At 61.6% G+C, this 23,605-nt stretch carries 21 protein-coding genes and 1 pseudogene; 8 read left to right on the forward strand and 14 right to left on the reverse strand.

Annotation, left to right across the window (positions count from 1 at the left end; all coding sequences use genetic code 11):
• Positions 1-3: 3 nt before the first annotated feature.
• From NVV77_RS17575 to NVV77_RS17620, 10 genes and pseudogenes are all read right to left on the reverse strand, one after another.
• Complete coding sequence (locus tag NVV77_RS17575; protein WP_295415254.1) at positions 4-921, reverse strand: ABC transporter permease subunit; 918 nt, start codon at positions 919-921, stop codon at positions 4-6.
• 10 nt (positions 922-931) lie between these two features.
• Entirely contained in the window at positions 932-1,816 is an 885-nt protein-coding gene (locus tag NVV77_RS17580; protein ID WP_295415255.1) for an ABC transporter permease subunit, read from the reverse strand.
• Between the two features lie 70 nt (positions 1,817-1,886).
• On the reverse strand, positions 1,887-3,230 hold the full coding sequence (locus NVV77_RS17585) for an extracellular solute-binding protein (RefSeq protein WP_295415256.1): 1,344 nt from the start codon (positions 3,228-3,230) through the stop codon (positions 1,887-1,889).
• Positions 3,231-3,450: 220 nt separating this feature from the next.
• Positions 3,451-4,176, reverse strand: a complete 726-nt coding sequence (locus NVV77_RS17590) for an SDR family oxidoreductase (protein WP_295416194.1) — start codon at positions 4,174-4,176, stop codon at positions 3,451-3,453.
• A 10-nt stretch (positions 4,177-4,186) separates the two neighbouring features.
• A complete protein-coding gene (locus tag NVV77_RS17595; RefSeq protein ID WP_295415257.1) occupies positions 4,187-4,918 on the reverse strand; it encodes an SDR family oxidoreductase in 732 nt (243 codons plus the stop codon).
• Between the two features lie 43 nt (positions 4,919-4,961).
• On the reverse strand, positions 4,962-5,801 hold the full coding sequence (locus NVV77_RS17600) for an ABC transporter ATP-binding protein (RefSeq protein WP_295415258.1): 840 nt from the start codon (positions 5,799-5,801) through the stop codon (positions 4,962-4,964).
• Positions 5,798-6,823 carry an ABC transporter ATP-binding protein gene (locus NVV77_RS17605; RefSeq protein ID WP_295415259.1) on the reverse strand — a complete coding sequence of 342 codons (1,026 nt, stop codon included), beginning with the start codon at positions 6,821-6,823 and terminating at the stop codon, positions 5,798-5,800. The genes NVV77_RS17600 and NVV77_RS17605 overlap by 4 nt, the downstream gene beginning before the upstream one ends.
• Before the next feature lie 2 nt (positions 6,824-6,825).
• Entirely contained in the window at positions 6,826-7,683 is an 858-nt protein-coding gene (locus NVV77_RS17610; protein ID WP_295415260.1) for an ABC transporter permease, read from the reverse strand.
• Positions 7,684-7,685: 2 nt separating this feature from the next.
• A pseudogene (locus NVV77_RS17615) lies at positions 7,686-8,691 on the reverse strand (ABC transporter permease).
• A 73-nt stretch (positions 8,692-8,764) separates the two neighbouring features.
• Positions 8,765-10,672 (reverse strand): ABC transporter substrate-binding protein, encoded by a 1,908-nt coding sequence (locus NVV77_RS17620; protein WP_295415261.1) that lies wholly within the window; start codon positions 10,670-10,672, stop codon positions 8,765-8,767.
• Positions 10,673-11,002: 330 nt separating this feature from the next.
• On the opposite strand from NVV77_RS17620, the gene NVV77_RS17625 reads away from it, so the two are divergent.
• Positions 11,003-12,604, forward strand: coding sequence for a beta-xylosidase (locus tag NVV77_RS17625; RefSeq protein WP_295415262.1), 1,602 nt, complete (start codon positions 11,003-11,005; stop codon positions 12,602-12,604).
• A gap of 338 nt (positions 12,605-12,942) precedes the next feature.
• Here the strand turns inward: NVV77_RS17625 and NVV77_RS17630 are convergent, their stop codons facing one another.
• Together NVV77_RS17630 and NVV77_RS17635 are read right to left on the reverse strand one after the other, a co-directional pair.
• Positions 12,943-13,596: a GntR family transcriptional regulator gene (locus tag NVV77_RS17630; protein WP_295415263.1), complete on the reverse strand. Its 654-nt coding sequence runs from the start codon at positions 13,594-13,596 to the stop codon at positions 12,943-12,945.
• Between the two features lie 34 nt (positions 13,597-13,630).
• Entirely contained in the window at positions 13,631-14,650 is a 1,020-nt protein-coding gene (locus NVV77_RS17635; protein WP_295416195.1) for a Gfo/Idh/MocA family oxidoreductase, read from the reverse strand.
• Positions 14,651-14,836: 186 nt separating this feature from the next.
• On the opposite strand from NVV77_RS17635, the gene NVV77_RS17640 reads away from it, so the two are divergent.
• The 4 genes from NVV77_RS17640 to NVV77_RS17655 are packed head-to-tail and all read left to right on the forward strand — an operon-like array spanning position 14,837 to position 19,090.
• A complete protein-coding gene (locus tag NVV77_RS17640; RefSeq protein ID WP_295415264.1) occupies positions 14,837-16,531 on the forward strand; it encodes a dihydroxy-acid dehydratase in 1,695 nt (564 codons plus the stop codon).
• The gene (locus NVV77_RS17645; protein WP_295415265.1) at positions 16,524-17,384 is read left to right on the forward strand and encodes an amidohydrolase; all 861 of its coding nucleotides are present in this window, start codon (positions 16,524-16,526) and stop codon (positions 17,382-17,384) included. The genes NVV77_RS17640 and NVV77_RS17645 overlap by 8 nt, the downstream gene beginning before the upstream one ends.
• Positions 17,385-17,405: 21 nt before the next feature.
• Positions 17,406-18,332 (forward strand): dihydrodipicolinate synthase family protein, encoded by a 927-nt coding sequence (locus tag NVV77_RS17650; RefSeq protein ID WP_295415266.1) that lies wholly within the window; start codon positions 17,406-17,408, stop codon positions 18,330-18,332.
• Complete coding sequence (locus NVV77_RS17655) at positions 18,329-19,090, forward strand: SDR family oxidoreductase (RefSeq protein WP_295415267.1); 762 nt, start codon at positions 18,329-18,331, stop codon at positions 19,088-19,090. Before NVV77_RS17650 ends, NVV77_RS17655 begins: the two co-directional genes overlap by 4 nt.
• Before the next feature lie 52 nt (positions 19,091-19,142).
• Here NVV77_RS17655 and NVV77_RS17660 read toward each other — a convergent pair whose 3' ends face one another.
• Positions 19,143-20,027 (reverse strand): helix-turn-helix transcriptional regulator, encoded by an 885-nt coding sequence (locus NVV77_RS17660; protein ID WP_295415268.1) that lies wholly within the window; start codon positions 20,025-20,027, stop codon positions 19,143-19,145.
• On the opposite strand from NVV77_RS17660, the gene NVV77_RS17665 reads away from it, so the two are divergent.
• Positions 20,013-20,435, forward strand: coding sequence for a VOC family protein (locus NVV77_RS17665; protein WP_295415269.1), 423 nt, complete (start codon positions 20,013-20,015; stop codon positions 20,433-20,435). The genes NVV77_RS17660 and NVV77_RS17665 overlap by 15 nt on opposite strands.
• Before the next feature lie 96 nt (positions 20,436-20,531).
• Here NVV77_RS17665 and NVV77_RS17670 read toward each other — a convergent pair whose 3' ends face one another.
• Entirely contained in the window at positions 20,532-20,744 is a 213-nt protein-coding gene (locus NVV77_RS17670; RefSeq protein ID WP_295415270.1) for a cold-shock protein, read from the reverse strand.
• Between the two features lie 302 nt (positions 20,745-21,046).
• Here NVV77_RS17670 and NVV77_RS17675 point away from each other — a divergent pair, with 302 nt between their 5' ends.
• On the forward strand, positions 21,047-22,030 hold the full coding sequence (locus tag NVV77_RS17675) for a LuxR C-terminal-related transcriptional regulator (RefSeq protein ID WP_295415271.1): 984 nt from the start codon (positions 21,047-21,049) through the stop codon (positions 22,028-22,030).
• 78 nt (positions 22,031-22,108) lie between these two features.
• Positions 22,109-23,518 (forward strand): aldehyde dehydrogenase family protein, encoded by a 1,410-nt coding sequence (locus tag NVV77_RS17680; RefSeq protein WP_295415272.1) that lies wholly within the window; start codon positions 22,109-22,111, stop codon positions 23,516-23,518.
• The last annotated feature ends 87 nt before the right edge of the window (positions 23,519-23,605 follow it).

Here is a 23,605-nt window from a genome sequence, read left to right on the forward strand (position 1 = left end):
GTCTCACTTGTCTCGGGTGATGAGGCCGCGCACGAACCAGCGCTGCATGAGCGCAACGATGAGCAGCGGGGGAAGCATGATGATGAGGGCGCCAGCCATGGTGACGTTCCAGTCGGGCGTACCATTCTGTGTCGGGATCAGCGCCTTGAGCTGCATGACCACGGTGCCGTAATTGGTGCGGTCCGTGGTGATCAGCAGCGGCCAGAGATACTGGTTCCAGCTCGACACGAACATGATGGTGGCAAGCGCCAGCATATTGGTGCGCGAGAGCGGCAGCAGCACGTCGAAGAAGAAACGCACGGGGCTCGCGCCGTCCATCTTCGAAGCCTCGATCAGTTCATCGGGAATGGTCATGAAGAACTGGCGATAGAGGAACGTGCCCGTCGCCGTGGCGACCAGCGGCAGGATGAGGCCGGTATAGGAATTGAGGAGGTTCCATTCGAGCCCGATGCGGACGCTCGAAAGGGTCTGCACAAGGCCGGTAATCCCCAGCGTATCGAGCACGACCTGGAACGGCAGCAGCGCATTGGCGGCAATCGCATAGGTCGGCACGATGCGCACTTCGAGCGGCAGCATCAGGGTGATGAAGATCATCCAGAAGCAGACCATGCGTGCCCGAAAATCGAAGAACACGATGGCAAAGGCCGAGATCGAGGCGAGCACGATCTTGCCGAAGGTGACGCCGGACGCGACGATCAGGCTGTTGATCATCTTCGGGCCGAGGTCGGCGCGGGCCCAAGCGGCCTGGATGTTTTCCCAAAGGTGGGAAGACGGCCAGAGCACGATGGGCACGCGGCTCACTTCCTGCAGCGACTGGCTGCCGGCCACGATGACGATCCAGAAGGGCACCAGCACCACCAGCAGCCCGAGGGTCATGGCGGCATAGGTGAAGATGTTGAAGACAGGCGAACGTTCGATCATCTCTGCGCCCTCAATTGTAGTGGACGCGCTTTTCGACCCATTTGAACTGGACGAAAGTGAGCGCGATGACGAGGAACATCAGGACGATCGACTGGGCAGCTGCGCCCGAATAGTCGAGGCCTTTGAACCCGTCGAAATAGATCTTGTAGACCATGACTTCGGTCGAGCCGACCGGACCGCCTTCGGTCATCGTGTCGATGAGACCAAAACTGTCGGTAAAGCTCGAGATCAGGTTCATGATCAGGAGGAAGAATACGGTCGGCGCGATCAGGGGCAGCTGCAGGTCGAACATGCGCCGCACCGGACGCGCGCCATCCATGGCCCCGGCCTCGGTGATCGAGCGCGGGATCATCTGCAGGGCAGCAAGAAAGAAGATGAAATTGTAGCCGATGCCGAGCCAGGCGTGGCAGATGATGACCATCGCCAGCGCATGCACGCCATTCGTGGACGGGTCCCAGATGCCCGGCCAGATCTGGTTGATCGAGCCGATGATGCCGGATTGCGGCGCGAAGATGAAGCGGAAGGCAACGCCGGCTGCCGGCGCCGCAATGGCATAGGGCCAGACATAGACCGACTGGAAAAGCTTCGTGCCCTTGAGCGAGCGATCGACGAAACAGGCGAGAAACAGCGCTACGGCCATCGAAAGGCCCGTCGTGCAGATGGCGTAGAACGCGCTGCGCGCAACGGTCGCCCAATATTCGCGGTCGCGGAAAATGGCGATGAAATTGTCGAGCCACACCCAGCTATTGCCGCCGCCCCAGGGCTGTTCGAGCGTGAACGCCCAATAGAGGGCCTGCGAAGTGGGCCAGTAGAAAAACACCAGAACCAGCAGGAGCTGCGGGCCAATCAGAAGCCAGGGCAGCACCGGGTTGCGGTAAAAGGCGCGTCGTTCCATCGCCGTCTCCAGAGGAAAAAAGAGAAAGCACGGACGGCACTGTGGCCATCCGTGCGATCAGATCAGACGATCAGGGGAGCTGGGCGCCCTTGTAGGTCTGTTCGAAGCGACGCAGGATTTCGTTGCCCTTGGCGTCGAACGCCTGGAGGGTTTCGAGAACCGGAGCGTTGTTGAACAGCACGTCCTGCATGGTCTTGACCATTTCCTGACGGATCGAGGCATAGTTGCCGAGGCGGATACCGCGGCTGTTCTCGGTCGGCGGGGTGAAGGTCAGCGATTCAACGGCCAGTTCACGACCCTTGTAGGGAGCTTCGTTGTAGAAGCCGTTGGCCTTCATGGCTTCAAAGCCAGCCATGGTGACCGGGACATAGCCGGTGATGGTCGACCAGGTCTGGGCCTGCTCGGGCTGGGCGAGGTAGTTGAAGAACGCGGCAGCGCCCTTGTATTCTTCTTCCGACTTGCCCTTGAGGGTCCAGAGCGAAGCGCCACCAACCAGCGAGTTGGTGCGTTCGGTATCCGACCACATCGGGAGCATGGCATTGGTCCAGTGCACGCCTTCGGCGGCCTGCTTGCCAAAGGTGCCGTGGTCGGCGATCGAGGACGAGGTGATCTGGCACTTGCCGTTGACGAAGGCGTCGTTGGCAGTTTCGCCGGCGTCCTTGGACTTATGAACGATGATGCCTTCATCGTACATCTTCTTGATCCAGGTCAGCTGGTCCACGAACTTGCCCTGGCTCACGACCATTTCGGCATCGAGACCGCCAAAGCCATTGCCCTTGGTGGCGATCGGCTGGTTGTGGATGGCGGAGAACTGTTCGAACCACTGCCATGCGCCCGACGGATCGAAGGCGATCGGGCATTCATAGCCGGCGTCCTTCATGGCGCGGGCGACGGTTTCGACTTCTTCCCAGGTCTTGGGCGTGCCTTCAAAGCCAACCTTGGCCAGCGCGTCGGTGTTGTAATAGATGACGGCGGTCGAGTTGTTGAACGGCAGCGACAGCATCTCGCCGGTCGAGGTCGAGAAGTAGGAAGCGATACCGGAGAGGTAGTTGTTCCAGTCGATTTCGTAGCCGTTCGACGACATCAGTTCGCGGATCGGCATGTAGGCGCCCGAGAGCATCAGGTCGAGCGTACCGGCGTCGAAAATCTGGGTGACCGTCGGCTGCTTGTTGGCACGGTAGGCAGCGATCGTGTTCTGCAGGGTGTTGTCGTAGTTTTCCTGGCTGACGCACACGATCTCATAATCGGCCTGAGATTCGTTGAAGCCCTTGCACATTTCCTGAACGCGCTCGGAAAGGTCGCCGGAAAGGCCATACCAGAATTCGAACTTGGTCTGGGCCATGGCAGGTGCAGCAGCTGCGATGGAAAGCACTGCGATCGTGGACGCTGCACTGAGCAGCCGGATGCTAGTCATTTTAGCCTGTCTCCGAATTTAAGGCCGTTTGGCGGGCGGACTCCTAGGCGCCCCGCATGACAGGTCGTTCTCAAAGCCATGGCGCTTTGACTAAGACTGCGTGTCGGATTGACGAAGGATCGGAGGAGGATCGATGACAGGGCCCGTCGCACACGGTGTCACAGGCCAAAAGACGCCGCCGGAACGCACTCCGAACGTCAGAAATCAGCGCGAAATAACGTCAGACGGAGAGGAAGCCACCATCGATCGGCAGCACCGCTCCCGAGACCATGGCGCTATCATCCGAGAGCAACATTGCAACGCTGTGCGCCACTTCTTCGGCCAGCGCAAACCTCTGAAGCGGATGACGAACCATCATCGGCTCGCTCTTCTTCGGATCGCTCCAGGCGACCGCTGCAAGCTCGGTCAACGTGATCGTCGGCGCCACGCAATTGACCCGAATACCATGCGGCCCGAGTTCTTTGGCGAGCACCCGACTGGCCCCCTCAAGCCCCGCCTTCGACGCCGCATAAGCCAGATGATCCTGAAAGCCACGATGCCCGGCAATGGAGGTGATATTGACGATCGCGCCACCGCCACCGGCCTCCACACGCCGCCGCGCAAACTCCTGACAGGTAATCAGCGCGGCCCGAAGATTGATCCCCAGTACCGCCTCATACCCCGCCTCGGTCATGTCGAGCACGCTTTCGAGCACATTGATCCCGGCGCTGTTGACGAGGAAATCACAGGTCCCCGCCTCCGCCATCGCCGCCCGCGCCGCCTTGGGATCGATGAGGTCGACCACCACCGTCCGACACCCGATCTCGGTATGCAGGCTTTCAAGATCAGCCACCGTCCGGCTCAGCGCCACGACCTCCGCGCCCCGCTCCGCCAGCACCTGCGCACAAGCCCGGCCAATCCCCTTGCCCGCCCCCGTCACAATGACCGTCTTGCCCGAAAACGACATCTGGCCCCGCTCAGACACGATCAAAATTGCTCGGCAGCACGATCATGTCGCGGATCGTCACCGTCCGCTTGCGCGTCAGCATGTAGACAATCGCATCGGCCACTTCTTCGGGGTCCATCAGGCTGCCACTTTCCTTGGCCTTGCGCAGGTTCTCCTCCGGCCAGTCAGCCAACAGCGCCGAAACCACCGGCCCCGGCGACACCTGCGCCACACGCACGCCATGCGGCACCATCTGCCGGCGCATGCCCTGCACAAAGCTGGTGATCGCCCATTTCGAACCCGAATAGACCGGCTCCCAATAAGTCGGGAAATGCCCGGCAATCGAACAGGTCACGACGATATCGCCGGTCTTCCGTGCGATCATGTGCGGGGACACCGCATGCACATTCTTCATCACCGCATTGACGTTGAGATTGAGCATCCGGTCGATCGCTTCCGGCGTCGTCTCGGTCAGGTCGCCGCCGATATAGGTCCCCGCATTGCAGTAGAGAATGTCGATATGCGGCACCTTCTGCAGGATTTCCGGCACCATCGCATTGCAGCTCTCCGCATCGAGGAGGTTAGTCACCTGCGGAATGGCCCGCTCCCCAAGACTCCCGGCAAGCTGCTCCAGCCCCTCCCGGTTCCAGTCCACCATCACCACCGTTGCGCCCTCTGCGAGCAGCGCTTTCGTGCTCGCGAGCCCGATGCCCGACGCCGCACCGGTAATGACGGCAATCTTGCCTTCGAGGGATTCAGCCATAAGTTCCTCCAAACAATGCGGCCCAAATGGCAGGGTCCCGGCGCTAGATGGCCCGCAGCTTCTCGCGAATAATCGCGCTGGCAACGACCGGGTCTGGCGGCAGCACCGCGCTCCTGAGGGCACGGGAATATTCGTGGGTCGGATTGCCGAGCACATCCTCGGCGCGCCCCGCCTCCACCACATCTCCTTTGTGCATGATTATGACGCGATCCGAAATGTAATAGGCCGTCGAAAGATCGTGCGTGATGTAGATGATCGAGACGCCAAGCGTATCGCGCAGCTCCCGGAAGAGGTTGACGATTGACATGCGCAGCGACGCATCGACCATCGAAACCGGCTCATCCGCCACAATCAGCTTCGGCCCCGGGATCAGCGCCCGCGCCACCGCGATACGCTGCAACTGCCCGCCTGAAAGCTCATGCGAATAGCGCCCCCGCACTTCGGCGAGCGACAGGCCCACATGCTGCAGCGATTTATCGGTCGCCGCCTCCACCGCCGCCTTGTCCTTCAGCCCCAGAAACCGCCGAGCGGTCGAGAACAGATAGTAGTCGAGCGTCGTCAGCGGATTGAACGCCTCGAACGGGTTCTGGAAAATCGGCTGCACCCGCGACATGAATTCGAGCCGCTCCTTGCGCGTGCGCACCGCGGCAATATCCTTGCCCATGAAGCGCAGCGTGCCGCTGGTCGGCGTTTCATTGCCAAGGATCATGCGCGCCGTCGTCGTCTTGCCGCTGCCCGACTCCCCCACCACGGTGAAGATTTCCGGCTTCTCCGCATCGAGCGTAAAACTCACATGCTTGACCGCATGCAGCGTCGAGCGGTCAAGAAAGCCGCCGACGCGATAGTCCTTGTTGACGTCCTGAAGTTCGAGCAGCGCGGTCATGCGGCCTCCACCTCCCCGGCGCGCCAGCAGGCGACCCGGCCACTATTGCGTGCCAGCAGCGGCGGATTCTCGCTCTTGCATTTGTCGACCGCCAGCGGACAGCGCGGATGGAAACGACAGCCGCTCGGCGGATCAGCCAGGTTCGGCGGCTTGCCACCCAGTGCCACGCGCTTCCGGGTATCGCCAATGCGCGGCAGGCTGGCGATCAGATGCGCGGTATAGGGATGTTGTGGGTGCTGGAAGACATCCAGCGTCGATCCCTCTTCGACAAGCCGGCCAGCATAGACAATCCCGATCCGGTCGGCGATCGCCGCATGCACCGTCATGTCGTGCGTCACGAAAATGATCGACGACCCCATGCGCTGCTGCACGCCCTTGATCAGCGCCAGCACATCCTGCTGCACCAGGACGTCGAGCGCCGTCGTCGGCTCGTCGGCAATGATGAATTCCGGCTCGCACACCGTCGCGAGCCCAATGGTTAGACGCTGCCGCATACCGCCCGAAAGCTGGTGCGGATAGGATTCCAGCACCCTTGGATCGAGCCCGATGCGCTGCAGATGACTCTCCACCCGCGCCCGAAACTCGCCTTCGGAAAGCCCCATATGCTTGAAGGCGAAGTCACGAAAGGCATGCTTCACCTTGCGCACCGGGTTCAGCACATTCATCGAACCCTGCATCACATAAGAAAGATGCTTCCACCGCGCCGCCTTCATCGCCGGGCGCTGGGCATAGACGTCCAGCTCCTTGCCACCGAAATCGAATTTGACCGAGCCTTCGACCACCCGCAGCGGCGGCGTAATCGCCCCGGCAATGGTCTTGATCAGCGAGGATTTGCCCGAGGATGACTCCCCGGCAATCCCATAGATTTCATTGCGATTGATGGTCAGGGAGACATCGTCGACGGCCCGCACTTCGCGGCGCACGCCAAAGTAGTTCATCTGATAGTAGGCCTTGAGGCCTTCCACCCTCAGCACGGGTTTTGCTTCAACGCTGACCGGCTTGTTTTCGACTGCGGCAAGCATGGCTACGCTCCCATCCGGCTAAGGCGACTGCGAGGGTCGATATATTCGTTGACCGAAATGGCGAGCAGGAAGAGCCCGAGGAACAGCAGCACCACGGCAATGATCGGGAAGGCGATCCACCACCAGATGCCGGCAATGATCGCCTGGTGCTGGTTGGCCCAGTAGATCATCCCGCCAATGGTCGGCCGGTTGATGTCCGAGAACCCAAGCACCGACAGCGTCACCTCAAGCCCGATGGCCCAGATGAGATTGTTCATCGCCGTAAAGAAGATGACGGGCATCACATAGGGCAGATGCTGGCGCACCAGAATTTGCGGCACGCTCATCCCGGCGAACACCGCATGGCGGGTAAATTCGCGGTTCCTCAGGCTCAACGTCACCGAGCGGATCAGGCGCGCATCGTAGTTCCAGCCCAGCAGCGCCGCCGTCAGCGCCAGGATCGGCCAGCTCATCTGGTCGCGCATGACGAAATAGACCAGCAGCAAGATGGGAATGTTGGGCAGGGCGATCATCGTGTCGTTGATCGTCATCAGGAACTCGTCCCACTTGCCCCCGAGATAGCCCGAGATCATCCCCACCGCGACCGCCAGGAGGCGACTGAGGACGGTCACCGTCAGCCCGAACAGCATGGTGTTCCAGATGGCCGAACTCATCTGCCAGAGCACGTCCTGGCCGCGCGACGTCGTGCCGAACCAGTACTCGGCCGAAGGCGGCATATCAGGCGGCAGGAGATAAATGGCCGTATCCGGCATCGGCGCCCAGAAATGCGCCAGCGCGAAAAGGAAGATCGCCAGCGTCAGGATAAAGCCGATGGTGAATTCGATATTGTAGCGCAAAAGATCGCGCAGAATCTTGAACATGGTCAGCCCAGCCTCACGCGCGGATCGATGAGCGGATAGAGAAGGTCAATGATGAACACAGCGACCGCCACCGAGATGATCGACATGGTCGTCACCCCCAGCACCAGCGAATAGTCGCCGCGATAAATGCCCTGGATCAGCAGCCGCCCGACGCCTGGATAGTTGAACAGGAACTCGGTGATCACGGCCCCGCCGAACACATTGCCAAGGCTCAGCGCCAGGCCCGTCAACTGCGGCAGGAGCGCATTGCGCGCCACATATTGGGAAAAAGATCTTTGATGAGTTGACCCCGCCCAGCTCGGCGTAAACGACGTGGTCATCGGTGACGATATTGGACACCAGCGAGCGCATGGAAATGAACCAGCTGCCGATGCCCACCAGCACCAGCGTCAGCGCCGGCAGCGTGCCATGGAGGATCAGCGAGCGGATATACTCAAAGGTAAAGCCAGGCTGCAGGTTCATCTGCGCGCCGCCCGAAATCGGTAGCACCGGCCAGATGAAGCCAAAGGCCAGCAGCAGCACGAGGCCGATGATATAGGCCGGCACCGGATGGAGAGCCATCACCGCCGCGCCTGACAGCTTGAGCAGCACATTGGAGCGATAATAGCCCGCCAGCGCGCCGAGGAGATTCCCCAGCGTCCAGGTGATGACAAGCGCCAGGGTAAGAAGCCCGATGGTCCAGGGCAGCGCGCCCATGATCAGCGACATCACCGGCGTCGGGAAGGCCGAGAGCGACGGCCCGAAATCGCCGCGCAGCACGCGGCCCCAGAAGGAGATATATTGGTCAAGCATCGTGCCCTGTAGCCCATAGAGCTCCTCGAGCGCCGAGCGCATCAGTTCGACCGAGCGCGGATCGGTAGCGCCGAAACTGGTCATCAACGAAACCGACTGCTCCACCGGATCGACCGGGGACAGGTTGGTGATGAGGAAAGCCAGCGACACACCCAGGAAGATCACGAGGAAAAACTGGAAGAAGCGCCGGACGAGATATTTGGCAAAGCCGTCCATCTGGGGCCCGTTCTCGAACAATAAGTGTCGGAAGGTGCGGGCGGGGTTTGTCACCCCCGCCCGCGACTAGGCTTTACTGCGCAGCCGGCGCGCTCGGGTTGGCTTCCAGCGCCACGATCATGTAGCGCAGGTTGCTCCAGTTCGGGCCCGAAGCCGCATAGGGGTTCGCAGCGCTCGGGTAACCCGTCCAGTAGGTCGTGTCGAAGGGCGCGAACTTGTTGTAGGCCATCAGCGGAATGAACGGCATCTCTTCGACGGCGAGCTTGAGATAGTCCATCCCGAGTTCGACCACCTTGGGATCGTCGAACCCGACCGTGCGGTTGGCTTCGATGATCTGGTCAAGACGCTCATCCTGCCAGCGCGTCAGGTTGCGCGGCGGCTGGATTTCACCGGCCGGCTTGATGAAGTCGGAGTGGTAGCTTTCAAGGAAGAACGAGAGGTCGGGGTGACCGCCCCAGGTCTCGACGGTCCAGTAGACAGCCGCTTCATAGTCACCACCGCCAAGGCGCTGGCCATTGGTCGGACCGGCAACGTCAACCGTCGTCTGGATGCCCTCCATCGACCACTGCTGGGCGATGATCGTGCCGGCTCGGGCCAGCGTCGGAATGGCGTCGCCTTCAACCATCAGCTTGATGGTGAACGGGGTGCCATCAGGCTTCAGCCACTGATTGCCACTCTTGGTGAAGCCAGCCTTCTGCAGCAATTCAGCCGCCGCAGCCGCATCGGTCTTCCACCAGCCCTCGCCGAACATGGCCTTGAGCTGCGTCGGATCGGACGGGATCTGGTCGCCCCACTGCGGTTTGACCAATGCAGCAATCTGCTCGGCAGTCGTCGAGTCATAAGGCTTGATCGTGCGGGTGCCGGTATTGACCTCGTAATTGGCCAGCCATTCCTGCATCGGCTGATAGTAGTCAGTGATCGCCGAACCCGTCGGCGGGGTCGAGAGCGCAGCAAGGTTCGCCGCACCGCGATAGGAGCCCATGGCCACCGAGCGAATATCGATCAGCAGCGCCAGCGCCCAGCGTACATCCTTGTTGTTGAACGGCTCGACCTGGTGGTTGAACAGCACCGACGGCAGCGTCGGATCGGGATGGGCAAACGGGAAGCCCGGGAACCAGTAGGCCGTTGAGTCAGCCGCATCGCGGGCAATGGTGAACATGCCTTCAGGCGCGATATCGTTGATCACGTCGAGGTTGTGGTTCATCTGCTCGATGACACGCGCATCCGGATTACCGGCATTGCGATAGACCACATATTTCACCTGCGGCGCCTCGGTCAGACCCTGGCCAATCGACGTCCGCTGCCAGTCATCGCGCAGCTTCCAGATCACCCAGTTGCCGGCAGTGTCATAGCTATGGAGCACATAGGCCGAGAGCGAAACCGGCGGATTGGCGGCATAGGTCAGCGGATCATCGACCGTCTCGAACACATGCTTTGGCATGATCCAGGCCGCATTCCAGCGCACCGTAAAGAGCGTATGGAAGCGCGAATTCGGCGCCTTCAAGTTGAAGACCACGGTATTGCGATCAGGAACTTCGACACTCTCGACGTTCACCGTAAACGGCGCGCTCCACCCCATGCCGGGATGGGCGATCTGCGTATCCACCGTGTACTTGACGTCATCGGCCGTGAACTCGACGCCATCGCTCCAGAAGATGCCCTCCTTGAGCGTCACCGTCATCTGCGTGAAATCGTCATTATAGACGGGCTTGTCGGCAGCCAGCGCATTGGTCCAGGCCGCGTCGCCCGTACCTTCCGGGTTGATCCACCAGAGCGTGTCGGCCGTCAGCTGCTGATTGCCATTGGTCGATGCACCACCGCCCGGCGCCCAGAGATTGAACCATTCGGCATTCTGCGCCGCCGGTCCCTGGATAATCAGCGCCTCGTTGCGGGGGATACCCGCGATGAAATCCTGGGCAGCAACCGGCATCGCCATAGCGGCGATGGCAAGAGCGGCTGCAGCCAGCTTCTTGAATAGCATGGTCGTTCCTCCTGATGCCCGCAAAAGCGGACAGCGACCCTGCTGAGCCCATAGGGCTCGGCACGTCGCCTCCCTCGTCTCGTAACCGCGCCGCGCATAGTCCTCCCGCAGCACCGTCCGGCATCTTTATCGACAATTTTCAAACCGAGAGCAACAGGATTATCGACAAAATAACATCACCATCCGCACATTTCTGCGGTTTTGCGCAATTTGCGTCGCTAATTTCATCGATATTATTGACAACAAGGTTCCGATTGATAGGGTGATATCGACAACAGCGGCAGAGGACCGCGGTTCAATTCCCAAGGTAATCAGGGTGGAGAGAAGACGATGACAGCGACTTATGACGTCCGCATCGACGTGGACGCGGGCGCGAGCCGCGGTGCATACCGGCCATTGTGGAACTGGTTCGGCTATGACGAGCCGAATTACACCTACACCGCCAATGGCAAGAAGCTGCTCAACGCGCTGACCGAGCTGAGCCCCGAAGCCCCGCGCGTGCGCACGCACAATCTTCTCACCTCAGGCGATGGCGCCTATGCCCTCAAGTGGGGCTCGACCAATGCCTATACAGAAGACGCCAATGGCAACCCGGTCTATGACTGGACCATCATGGACCAGATCTTCGACGCCTATGTCGAAGCCGGCAATATCCCACTGATCCAGGTCGGCTTCATGCCCGAAGCGCTGTCCGACGATCCCGGCGAATACCGCCACCACTGGGCGCCCGAAGACAAATACGCCACCATCATGACCGGCTGGGCCATGCCGCCCAACAACTTGAAAAAGTGGAGCGACCTCGTCCACGCCTGGGCCCGGCATCTGGCCGATCGCTATGGCGAGGAAAAAGTCCTCACCTGGCCCTGGGAAGTCTGGAACGAGCCCGACGGCCTCTACTGGAAGGGCACCATTCCCGAATTCTGCGAGATGTACGACGTCACCGCTCGCGCTATCAAAGCCGCCCTGCCCGGCGCCCGCGTCGGCGGCCCGCACACCTGCGGCGCCTTCAACAATCCCAAGGCCCAGAAATTCCTGCGTGAATTCCTGCAATATGTCGTCGACCACAATTCGCCCATCGACTTCATCGCCTTCCACGCCAAGGGCAACCCGGTGATCTGGAAGGACCATGTCCGCATGGGCCTCCACAAGCAGCTACGCGACATCGAGGCGAACCTCGCCATCGTCAACGAATTCCCCACCCTGCGCCACCTGCCGACCGTCATCGGCGAATCCGACCCCGAAGGCTGCGCAGCCTGCTCCGCCCGCGTCCACCCGCAAAACGGCTACCGCAACGGGCCCCTATACGGCGCTTATGTCGTTGAAAGCATGATCCGCACCTACGAACTTAGCCAGCGCGCCGGCGTCGAGATCGAAGGCGCCGTCACCTGGGCCTTCCTCTTCGAAGACCAGCCCTGGTACGACGGATTCCGCGATCTCGCGACCAACGGTGTCGACAAAGCCGTGCTCAATGGCTTCCGCATGCTCGGCAAGCTCAAGGGCGAGTGGGTCACCGCCAAATCCGACCACGCCATTTCCATCGAGAACATCATGGAACACGGCGTCCGCGACCAGCCCGACGTCAACGCCGTCGCCACCCGCGACGATAAGGGCGTCTCGATCCTCGTCTGGAATTATCACGACGACGACGTCGAAGACGGCGCGGCCAATGTCACCCTGGCCCTAAGCAATCTAAAGCCCGGCAACCACAAGCTGACCCACTACCGTATGGACAAGGACCACTCCAACTCCTTCGGCGTCTGGAAAGCCATGGGCTCCCCCCAGTCGGTCACCGGCGACGACTACAAGAAGCTCGAAGCCTCTGGCCAACTCGCCGTCCTCGAAACCGGCACGGCCGACGCCACCTCCGGCACCGTCACCCTGACCACCAACCTCCCCCGCCAGGGCGTCTCCCTCCTCCGCATCGATTACTGATCTGATCCGATGCGCCAGCACCCCGCCAATCCTCCCAAGGGGCGGGGTGCTTTTTTCTTCAGCTCTGCCTCTTCTCTGTTCATCTCCCCATCGGGGAGAGGTGGCTCGGCCAAAGGCCGTGTCGGTGAGGGGGATCTCACCTCGTCCGCAGGGCTCCCGCCGCAATCCCCCTCATCCGGCGCTACGCGCCACCTTCTCCCCGATGGGGAGAAGAATGGACTGGCGAGCACCTCTTATTCCTCGCCCCATCGGGGAGAGGGTGGATCGCGCGCAGCGCGAGACGGGTGAGGGGGAGGCTCTCCCCGCTCATAGTCGCCTAGTGGCATTCACGCCTAAGGCTACTCCACCAGCCCAATATACCTTCTCTTCGACGGCTGCAGATGATCCACGCACAACTGCGCTAGCAGCCAATTATCCCGTCCGCTCAGCATCTCGATCATCAACCGGTGCTGACTATGCGAAATGTCCAGTGCCGCCCGATCCGCCATCGAGTTCGCGCGCACGGGCAGGCTGTAGCGCATATAAAGCTCGATGGTCTGCACCAGATACTTGTTCCCGCAGGCGCCAAACAGCGTCAGGTGAAACCGGTCATTGGTCTCGTGCACACCGCGCAGATAGCCGCTTTCGATGTGCTCGCCATGCTCCTCATGGATTTCAAGCAATTCATCAATAAGGGCCTGAGGCGCCGGCAACGGAATAAGCAGCGCCGCCTGCCGTTGCACCAGCTCGCGCACGGCATAAATCTGCCGCACCTCGTCCGGCGTCAGCGTGCGCACCATCGCACCCTTGTTCCGCTCGCGCACGACGATACCCATCTGCTCAAGCTGCACCAGCGCCTGCCGCACAAAATGCCGCGTCACCGGAAAGCGCGAGAGCAAGGAATCCTCGGTCAGCCGCGCCCCCGGCGCCAATCGACCGAAAATGATGTCCTCTTCGAGCGCCCGCGCAATGCCCTCATGATCGAGGTCGGTATTTTCGTTTTCGTCAGCCATCAAGAGCCCCGCAGGCAGTCTGCTTCGTCTTCTATCAGATAGTCGCAGCCGGTTTAAATCCGCTCAGTTGATAGGCCGCCTCGACCAACCGCAGTGTTTCCAGATTATCCACCGCGCTCGTTTCAAAAACCTGCCCGCGCGTCAGCGCCGACACAAAATGCGCAATCGCCCCATCATAGGCAGCCTGATAGCTCACGCCGGGATCAAAGGTCACTTCCCGCGGCCGCGGCCCAAAAAGTCGCAACACTGATCCATCGAGATGCACGGTCCCCTCGGACCCAAAAATCCAGAGTTGATCGCTCGGTGCCGGCGCCGCCCCATGCACGGCGAGATTCCCCGACACATTCAGCGGCACGCCATCGCCGCGCCGTCGCAAGCCCAATATGGCACTATCCTCACCAAGGATCTCGTCATTGCTCCGCCCTAGCCGCGCCGAATGGAGATCAAATTCCCCGAACAGCGAGCGCAGCGTATCGAGGTGATGGATGAGCACCTCCATCACCAGCAGCCGCTGCTCACTACGGAAAAACGGCTGCCGCACCAGCGCCGGCCGCTGCCCATCCGCCCCGGCAATCATGCCGCTCGAATGAAAATCGAGCCGGATGGAAGTAATGTCTCCGACCGCCCCAGCCTCAAGCCACCCGCGCAATTCCCGATAATAGGGCCGAAACCGCCAGTTCTCATGCACCATCAGCGGCACGCGGTTCCCGACCTCCGCCACCAGCGCCTCCGCCTCGGCCAGATCAACCCCCAACGGCTTCTGGCACAGCATCGGCAATCCCGCCGCCGCGCCAATCCTCACATTGTTCGCATGAAACCGCCGCGGCGTCGCAATATCGAGCGCATCGAGTTTTTCGCCCTCCAGCATCGCCCCGAAACTGGAGTAACGCCCGGCAATCCCAAAACCATCCGCCCGCGCCTTCAACGCCATGGGATCGGGATCGCATATAGCCACCACCTCGGCGCCATCCACCTTCGCCCAGGCTGGCAGATGATATTGCGTCACCCACCCGGCCCCCACCAAACCAATGCGCACCGCAACCCTCTTATCAATAATATCACCAGACACGGTCCGTATCGGATTATCGGTGATTATGACGATTTCCCTGACTTTATGCGCATTTGAGCTTCCCGTACACCCACTTCTCGCATTTCGTCACCGCACATTATTGACAATAATCCAAATGGCTGTAGGAATGGCCCAAGGATGCCGCACGCTATAGCGGCCGGGAGGACTATGGTGACGCGCGGGCTTCGCAGACGTTTGACGAGCTATGGCGACCAGGATTTTTCCCTGTTTCTCCGCAAAGCTTTCATCAAGGCCATGGGCTATTCCGACGACGCGCTCGATCGCCCCATCGTCGGCATTGCCAATACCTATTCCGACTACAATCCCTGCCACGGCAACGTCCCGCAGCTGATCGAAGCCGCCAAGCGCGGCGTCATGCTGGCCGGTGGCATGCCCATGGTTTTCCCGACCATGTCGATCCATGAGAGCTTTGCTGCGCCCACCTCGATGTTCCTACGCAATCTCATGGCCATGGAAACCGAGGAAATGGTGCGCGCCCAGCCCATGGATTCGGTCATTCTCATCGGCGGCTGCGACAAGACCATCCCGGCCCAGGTCATGGCCGCCGCTTCGAGCGAAGTGCCCGCCATCATCCTGCCCACCGGCCCAATGGACACTGGCAATCACCGCGGCGAGCGCCTCGGCGCCTGCACCGATTGCCGCCGCCTCTGGGCCCAGTTCCGCGCCGACACCATCGATGAGGCCGAGATCAACGAGATCAATGGCCGCCTCGCCAGTTCCGTCGGCACCTGCACCGTCATGGGCACGGCCTCCACCATGGCCGCCCTCGTCGAAGCCATGGGTCTCGCCCTCCCCATGTCCGGCTCCGCCTCGGCCACCTCGTCCGAACGTTTCCGTCTCGCCGAAGAAACCGGCCGCGCCGCCGTCGCCATGACTGAAACCGGCCTCACCACCTCGGAAGTGTTGACACCACAGGCCCTTCGCAACGGCCTCGTCACCCTGCAGGCCCTCGGCGGCTCCACCAATGCCGTCGTCCACCTCGCCGCCATCTATGGACGCTTGGGCAAAAAGCTCGACATGGCCGAATTCGACGCCATTGGTAAGCAGGTCCCGGTCCTTGTCGATCTAAAACCATCAGGCAGCGGCTATATGGGCGAATTCCATGCCGCCGGCGGCGTTCCCCGCCTGCTTTCGGAATTGACCGACCTTCTAGACCTCACCGCCCCCCGCGCCTTTGGCGGCGCATTGGGCGACGCTATAGGCAACCTGCCTTCGCGCTACGAAGAGCAGATCATTCGCCCCCGCGAAAATCCCATCTCCGCCTCAGGCGCCATCGCAGTCCTTTCAGGCAACCTTGCCCCCCGCGGCGCCGTAATCAAACATTCGGCGGCCGATCCGAAACTGCAGGTCCACGAAGGCCGCGCCGTCGTCTTCGATTCAGTGCAAGACATGACCGATCGCCTCGAAGACCCCACGATCACTGCCGACGATGTCCTCGTCCTCCGCAATGCCGGCCCCAAGGGCGCCCCCGGCATGCCCGAGGCCGGCTACATCCCCATTCCGCGCCACCTCGCCCGCCAGGGCGTGAAAGACATGGTGCGTCTGTCCGACGCCCGCATGAGCGGCACCGCCTTCGGCACCGTCGTCCTCCACATCACCCCGGAATCCGCCGATAGCGGCCCTCTCGCCGCTGTCCGCACTGGCGACCGCATTCGCCTCGACGTCCCCGGCCGTCGCCTCGAGCTGCTCATCACCGCCGCCGAACTCGACGCCCGCATGGCCACACTACCCCCGCCGCCGCCATCGCCCCCGCGCGGCTATGCCAATCTCTACGATCGCCACGTCACCCAGGCCGATGACGGTCTCGACTTCGATTTCCTGATGGCGACCCAAGAAAATGGCTGACGTGCTCGACGCCCCACTCTGCCTGCCGCCGCGCCCGCTGCGCAATCCAACCAATCTGCGCCTGCCGCCAAACACCTGCGACGCGCATTTCCACGTCTTCGCCCGCGAAGCGCCGCTGGCCTCGCCGCGGAGCTACACACCCCAAATGCTGACCATAGAAAACTGGCTCACCCTCGCCGACACCTTTGGCGTCACCCGCGGCGTCCTCGTGCAGCCCAGCGTCTATGGCCTCGACAACCGCGTCCTGCTCACCGCCCTTGCCGGCCATGGCGAGCGCCTCCGCGGCATTGTCGTCATCCCGCCCGAAACCAGCGACGCCGAACTCCGTCGCCTCGACACGCTCGGCGTCCGCGGCGTCCGCTTCAACCTGCGCAACAAATCCGGCATCGGCTTCGACGCCTTCGTTGAACTCGCCCCCCGCATTCGCGCCCTCGGCTGGCACGCCCAGTTCCAGGTCGGCCCCGAAGCCATAGCCACCGTCGCCGAATTGACCGCGCGCCATGACATTACCGGCGTCATCGATCACCTCGCCTTCATCCCCCTCGACGCCCCCGGCACGGCGCTCGACGACCTCGCCCGCGCCCTCGAAACCGGACGGGTTTTTGCAAAGATTTCGGCGCCCTATCGCCTCCGTGACACCAAGAGTCACCAATTCTATCGCGCGGCACTCTCGATGCTAACAGTCTGCCAACCAACTCGCCTCCTATGGGGCACCGATTGGCCGCATACCGAGCTCTTCGAAACCGTGCCCGAAGACGACGATCTGATCGCCCTGAGCCTCGACGTCCTACCCGCCGAGAGCCATGCTGCGATCTTCGCCGACAATGCCCAGAACCTCTATTTCCAGCACTAATTCCCTGACCGGAGACGCCCGATGCCCTTGCTGACCGAAGCCGCCAAAGGCGTCTATGTAATTGCCGTCACACCATTTTTGGACAATGGCGATATCGATTGGAATAGCGTCGACCGCATGGTCGACTTCTATGAGGAAAAAGGCGTCACCGGCCTCACCATCCTCGGCCTCTTGGGCGAAGCGCCCAAAATGACCTCCGAAGAATCCAAAGCCATCGCCAAGCGCGTCATCGGCCGCGCCAAGGTCCCGGTCATCGTCGGCGTCACCGCTCCCGGTCTCGCCCCCATGCGCGAACTCGCTGATTCCGTTATGGAAATGGGCGCCGCCGGCGTCATGGTCGCCCCACCCTGGACCACCAAAACCGACGACCAGGCCTACGCCTTCTACACCTCCGTCGGCGACGCCCTCGGCAAAACCCCCTGGGTCCTCCAGGATTATCCTCTTACGACCAACGTCACCATCGCCCCAAAAGTCATCGACCGCATCGTCAAGGACGTCCCCACCTGCGTCATGCTCAAGCATGAAGATTGGCCGGGCCTTGCCAAGATCACCGCCCTCCGCGCCTCCAGCGACAAGGGGGAAACCCGAAGAATTTCAATCCTTTGCGGCAATGGCGGTCTCTTCCTCCCCGAGGAGATGGGCCGCGGCGCCGATGGCGCCATGACCGGTTTCTGCTACCCCGAAATGATGGTCGGCGTCGTCTCCAACTACGCCAAGGGCGACGTCGAACGCGCCCACGACATTTTTGACGCCTACCTCCCCCTCGCCCGCTACGAACAGCAGCAAGGCATTGGCCTCTCAGCAAGAAAGTACGTTCTCGCCAAGCGCGGCGTCATCTCTTCCGCTGCCTTGAGAAAACCCGGCGGAGCCTTGTCGCCGAAGGATATCGCCGACGTGGAACGCCTCCTCGCTCGCCAGGCAAAACGTCTCGCGGAGATCGGCGCATGAAACTCGGTTTCGAAGGCAAGCGCGCCGTCGTCCTTGGCGCCAGCAAGGGTCTCGGCGCCGCCATAGCCCAAACCCTCGCCGCTGAAGGCGCCATCGTCATCGGCGGCGCCCGCTCGGTGGAAACCATTGAAAAACTTGGAAATAACATAAGCGGTTTGTCGCTGGACTTGACCGATCAGGCCTCCGTCCAGACCTTCATCGAGGGCATCCTCGCCCAGGGTGGCGCAGATATTCTCATCAACAATTCCGGTGGCCCGCCCCCCGGCGAGGCATCCGCCCTTCCCGCCGATGACTACACCAAGGCTTTCAACACCATGGCCGCCCCGCTGATATCAATCACCCAGGCACTACTGCCGGGCATGCGCGAGAGAAAATGGGGCCGCATCATCACTTTGACTTCTTCCGGTGTGGAGTCGCCGCTCCCCCGCCTCGCCCTCTCCAACTCCATCCGCCAAGCTCTCGTCGGGTGGAGCAAGACCCTCGCCAGCGAGGTCGCCGCTGACAACATCACGGCCAACATCATCGTCCAGGGCCGCATCCACACGAGCCGCGTCGATGAACTCGACGCCGCCGCTGCCAGGCGGCTTGGTAAAAGTATCGAGGAGATAAAGGCCCAGTCGATTGCCACCATCCCAGCGGGCCGCTATGGCAGCGTGGAAGAATTGGCCAATGTCGTCGCCTTCATCGCCAGCGAGCGCGCCTCCTACGTCACCGGCAGCTTGATCCGCGTAGACGGCGGCATGATCCGCTCGATCTAGACCGGCAACGGCCGAGAACAACTTTGGAAGCAGCCGGCGTCCGACGGTCGCTTCAACCCCGCGTCAGGCCGGCGCGATACTGCAGCGGCGTTTCCCCCAGCACCTGACGAAAGTCAGTAATAAAATGCTGCTGGCTCGAATATCCCAGATCATAGGCGATGCCGATCCAGTCGGGGGCATCGCTGGCGCGGATCAGCTCGGCGGCAGCCAGCAGGCGCCGCCGCTGCAGGAACCACTTCAGGCCGATGCCGAGATAGTCCCGAAATAGTTGCTGCAACCAGCGCTCGCTGCGGACAAAGGCACCCGCGACCGCGGATACGGTAGTCAGGGCCTCGTCGGCTTCGATGGCAGCGATGATGGCATTAACGAGCGCGATATTCTCGTCCGGCTGCGGATCGAGCGACAGCAGCAGATCCGACAAGGCCGCCAGCGCCTCTTCATCGCTACCGGCCAGCAGATGCTCTATGCGCGCCTGATCCAAACCCAAAAACACGCGGTCGAGCGGAAGGATCTGATCCTGAAGGTTTGATAGCTCCCCGCTCCAGAAGGCGTGGAAGGCGCCCGGGCGGAAGCGCGCGCCAATGATGCGACCGCTGCCGGACGCAGGATAGACCCGCTTGCCGCGGAAGGTCCCCTGAATGCCGGACTGATCGAGGGCCAGGAACACATCGACATAGGGCCGATGCATTACCTCGGCCGAGTGATAGGTGCCCTCTGCCACGTCCCAACGGATGACCCAAAAATGCTCGACAAAAGGCTTTAGCGGCTCAACCGGCGCCGTTGTGCTGAAACGAACATGCCGCTCGAACCCGGCGGGATCGAGCCTTCCGCGCGGATCGTAAATCTCTGCGGGTTTTTGAAATACACCAATCTCATCCCGCGCCATCATGGCTCCATCAACAACGCAATATCGAGCAGACAAATGAGCACCAAGCACTTCCTCCGCGGCATGGCCACCGTCAACTACTTCGCAGATAACGTCGCCGCCGCCCGCGACTGGTATTCGGAACTTTTCGGCGTCGAGGCCTATTTCCAGGTGCCGAGCCGGGACAACCCCGCCTATATCGAGTTTCGCATCGGCGACGATGCCGACGAATTCGGTATCATCGACCGCAAATACGCGCCCGAAGGCATGCAGCAGGGACCGGGTGGCGCCATTCTGCTCTGGCATGTCGACGACATCGAAGCGGCCTTCACCCGCCTCAAGGCACTGGGTGCTACCGAATATGATCCGATCACCAAGCGCGGCGAAACGGGTTTCGTAACGGCCTCGGTGGTTGATCCGTTCGGCAATGTTCTGGGGATCATGTACAACCCTCACTATGTCGAGTTGCACGGACACTAACAGGCGCTGCCGACGAATAATGTGGAGCGCAGCAACGGCGCGGCGATGAATGCGCCGGGGAGTTGGGCGCCGCAAAATTGCGGCGCCCTTCGGACTCTAGTCGATCAGCTTGAGGTTGGTCGCCGATTCCTTGCCGTCACGGCCGGTCTCGAGCTCGTACTCAACCTTGTCGTTCTCGTAGAGGCCATCCAGTCCAGAACGCTGGACAGCAGAAATGTGCACGAACGCGTCCTTCCCGCCGCCCTCGGGCGAAATGAAACCGAACCCTTTGGTCGTGTTGAAGAACTTGACCGTGCCTTTGATAGCCATGAGCTTGCCTTTCCAGTTTGGAGGCGGGCAAATTATCGAAGTTCTCGAATGCCACAAGCCTCCCGATGCGCCATCGAGGACGATTTTAGCAGTTGGCACTGTCTCGCGCAGGCTTCCCGCGCCCTTGCATCTCGCTAGACAGCGGCATGCCGACCAACTTTGCGAGAGCAAAGGCGGTCGATAGTTCGATCTGGTTTGCACCCTGTAGCAACCTCGCAACGGGCTTTTCTATCGGCGGGGGCGCCCTGTTAGCGCAGGGCCGACTGCTATATTCTCAGCAAATTGCGTTGTCGGGGGCAGACATGAACGTCGCGGCACCGAGCGAAGTGGATGATATCCTGGCCGTCGTAAAGGCCGAGCATGTCGCCTTCTGGATGAAGGACATCGAAGCTTACGAGCGCTGTCACCTGCACGCGCCCCACACCTGGTGGTGGAGCTACTGGCGCCACGGAGGCCTCGCCATCCGGCATGGATGGGAGGAGATCGGCGAGCGCTCCCGCCAGGCAATGGCCGCTTTCCTCGCCCCCAGCCCGAGCTACGCTTTCGAGACCAATTGGGACAATATGACGGTCCGTGTGAGCGGGGACATAGCCTGGGCGACGTTCCAGCTCCACTACCCCGGCAGCGACGGGCCTATAAGCGATCTGCCAGGCACCACCAGCCTCGCCTACGAGCTGAGGATTCTTGAGAAACACGACGGAGAATGGAGGATCGCGCTGGTCAGCGTCATGGTCCCGGGCCTGGATCAACTGGGCGGGCCCGTATTGAGGCTCGGGCTTGATGGACGCGTCATCTGGAAAAGTGCGGACGCCGAAGAGGCCCTCGCGAATGACGATGACCTGGTCATCCGCAACGGTCAGCTCCGCATACGCAATCGCGCCGCCGACCTGCGACTGCAGTCCGCCATCCAGTGGGCGGCGCAACGCGATCGCTTCCTCATGGCTCGACGGGGAGCGATGCCTGTCATCATGGATGCCGGCGAAGGGTTGCCGACCAGGCTTTGGTGGGTCGTGGCAGAGTCAGGCATGATCCTGTTCTCGTTCGGCAATTCCCACCTGGTCGAGGAGCGGCTGGCGATGGCTGCGTCGGCCTTTGGCCTGTCCCCCTCGCAGCTGCGACTTGCCAACAGGATCGTCCAGGGACAGTCGCTGGTGGAGATTGCCGACGCCAGTGGCGTGAGCATCAATACGGTTCGCACGCATCTCAGGCGCATGTTCGACAAGGTCGGCGTCCATACGCAGCCGGCGCTGGTGCGGGTGCTGCTCTCGGTCGCCGCACCGCGCTAGAGGAGTGTCACTCGATCGGGTGACAGTGGATTCCGCCAGCATCCATCAAGCTCTGCTAGATTTGCGAGGACACTGATCATGACCTTCAGGCTTCTCATCGATGGCCAACTGGTTGCTGGCGACGCCTCCTCCCCCGTGCTCAATCCAGCGACCGAAGAGGTACTTGCCGAGTGCCCGAGAGCCTCCGAAGCACAACTCAACCATGCGGTAGCTGCAGCAAAGACCGCATTTCCCACCTGGGCCGCAACACCCATCGACCACCGCAGGGATATTCTCCAGGCCATCGCCGATCGCGTCGATGCGCATGCCGACGAACTGGCGCGATTGCTAACCCAGGAACAGGGCAAGCCGATCGACAGCGCCAAGGGCGAACTCTGGTTTCTGGCGCACGCCTTCCGCTCGCATGCCGCGTACGAAATAGCCGGCGAGGTGATGAGCAATGGTGCCGGAAACCATGTTGAGCTGCACCGCAAACCGCTGGGAGTCGTGGCGCTGGTCCTGCCCTGGAACTTCCCGATGGCCCTGCTGGCCTTCAAACTGCCTTTCGCCCTGCTGGCCGGCAATACGGTGATCGCCAAGCCCGCCCCAACAACGCCGCTGACCACGCTGCGGCTCGGGGAATTACTGGCCGATCTATTGCCAGCCGGGGTCCTCAACGTCATCGCCGACGACAACGATCTCGGCGACGCCCTGACGCAACACCCGGATATCCGAAAGGTTTCCTTCACCGGATCGGCGGCGACTGGCCGCAAGGTGATGGCCAATGCTTCGGCCACGCTAAAACGTCTATCGCTCGAACTCGGCGGCAACGACGCCGCCATCGTGCTCGACGACGCCAACCCCAAGGAAGTGGCACCAAAACTGTTCGCCTCTGCCTTCGGCAATAGCGGCCAGGTCTGCATCGCCATCAAGCGTCTCTATGTGCACGACGCCATCTACGACGCCATGTGCGCGGAACTCGCCACCCTGGCGGACGCTGCTGTTGTCGGTGATGGCTTCGAGCAGGGGACGACGCATGGCCCGCTCCAGAACAAGGCTCAGTTCGAAAGAGTTCTCGACATCCTCGACGACGCCAGAAAGTCCGGAACCGTGATCGCCGGCGGCACGCGGCCTGACCGTCCGGGTTACTTCCTGAGACCGACAATCGTTCGCGACATCGCGGAGGGAACGCGGCTCGTCGACGAGGAACAGTTCGGACCGGTACTGCCCGTGATCCGCTTCACCGACGACGAAGACGTCCTCGCCCGCGCCAACAACTCCCCATACGGACTGGGCGGCTCGATCTGGTCGCCGGACTTGGCACGCGCCAGTGCGCTCGCCGAGCGGATGGATGCGGGAACAGTCGGCATCAACCAGCATGTGGGGATCGACGCTGATGTGCCATTCGGCGGCTCCAAGCAATCAGGCATCGGCACCGAACTGGGCAAGGAGGGGTTGCTCGAATTCACGCAGCTGAAAGTGATTTCGTCGCCGAGGCTCGCAACGTAACCGAGCCGCCGGCCCTCGAGATATTCGGGATAATTTCACGCCAATTTCGCTCCGTTTTCCAGATTTCGCATCCGAACGGCGGGATGC

The sequence above is a fragment of the Devosia sp. genome (assembly GCF_024707125.1).
Taxonomy (GTDB): domain Bacteria; phylum Pseudomonadota; class Alphaproteobacteria; order Rhizobiales; family Devosiaceae; genus Devosia.

Excerpts from the sequence above, each read along its gene's own strand:
- NVV77_RS17575 (WP_295415254.1), bottom strand. The coding sequence starts at position 921 with ATGATCGAACGTTCGCCTGTCTTCAACATCTTCACCTATGCCGCCATG.
- NVV77_RS17580 (WP_295415255.1), bottom strand. The coding sequence starts at position 1,816 with ATGGAACGACGCGCCTTTTACCGCAACCCGGTGCTGCCCTGGCTTCTG.
- NVV77_RS17585 (WP_295415256.1), bottom strand. The coding sequence starts at position 3,230 with ATGACTAGCATCCGGCTGCTCAGTGCAGCGTCCACGATCGCAGTGCTT.
- NVV77_RS17590 (WP_295416194.1), bottom strand. The coding sequence starts at position 4,176 with ATGTCGTTTTCGGGCAAGACGGTCATTGTGACGGGGGCGGGCAAGGGG.
- NVV77_RS17595 (WP_295415257.1), bottom strand. The coding sequence starts at position 4,918 with ATGGCTGAATCCCTCGAAGGCAAGATTGCCGTCATTACCGGTGCGGCG.
- NVV77_RS17600 (WP_295415258.1), bottom strand. The coding sequence starts at position 5,801 with ATGACCGCGCTGCTCGAACTTCAGGACGTCAACAAGGACTATCGCGTC.
- NVV77_RS17605 (WP_295415259.1), bottom strand. The coding sequence starts at position 6,823 with ATGCTTGCCGCAGTCGAAAACAAGCCGGTCAGCGTTGAAGCAAAACCC.
- NVV77_RS17610 (WP_295415260.1), bottom strand. The coding sequence starts at position 7,683 with ATGTTCAAGATTCTGCGCGATCTTTTGCGCTACAATATCGAATTCACC.
- NVV77_RS17620 (WP_295415261.1), bottom strand. The coding sequence starts at position 10,672 with ATGCTATTCAAGAAGCTGGCTGCAGCCGCTCTTGCCATCGCCGCTATG.
- NVV77_RS17625 (WP_295415262.1), top strand. The coding sequence starts at position 11,003 with ATGACAGCGACTTATGACGTCCGCATCGACGTGGACGCGGGCGCGAGC.
- NVV77_RS17630 (WP_295415263.1), bottom strand. The coding sequence starts at position 13,596 with ATGGCTGACGAAAACGAAAATACCGACCTCGATCATGAGGGCATTGCG.
- NVV77_RS17645 (WP_295415265.1), top strand. The coding sequence starts at position 16,524 with ATGGCTGACGTGCTCGACGCCCCACTCTGCCTGCCGCCGCGCCCGCTG.
- NVV77_RS17650 (WP_295415266.1), top strand. The coding sequence starts at position 17,406 with ATGCCCTTGCTGACCGAAGCCGCCAAAGGCGTCTATGTAATTGCCGTC.
- NVV77_RS17655 (WP_295415267.1), top strand. The coding sequence starts at position 18,329 with ATGAAACTCGGTTTCGAAGGCAAGCGCGCCGTCGTCCTTGGCGCCAGC.
- NVV77_RS17665 (WP_295415269.1), top strand. The coding sequence starts at position 20,013 with ATGAGCACCAAGCACTTCCTCCGCGGCATGGCCACCGTCAACTACTTC.
- NVV77_RS17670 (WP_295415270.1), bottom strand. The coding sequence starts at position 20,744 with ATGGCTATCAAAGGCACGGTCAAGTTCTTCAACACGACCAAAGGGTTC.
- NVV77_RS17675 (WP_295415271.1), top strand. The coding sequence starts at position 21,047 with ATGAACGTCGCGGCACCGAGCGAAGTGGATGATATCCTGGCCGTCGTA.
- NVV77_RS17680 (WP_295415272.1), top strand. The coding sequence starts at position 22,109 with ATGACCTTCAGGCTTCTCATCGATGGCCAACTGGTTGCTGGCGACGCC.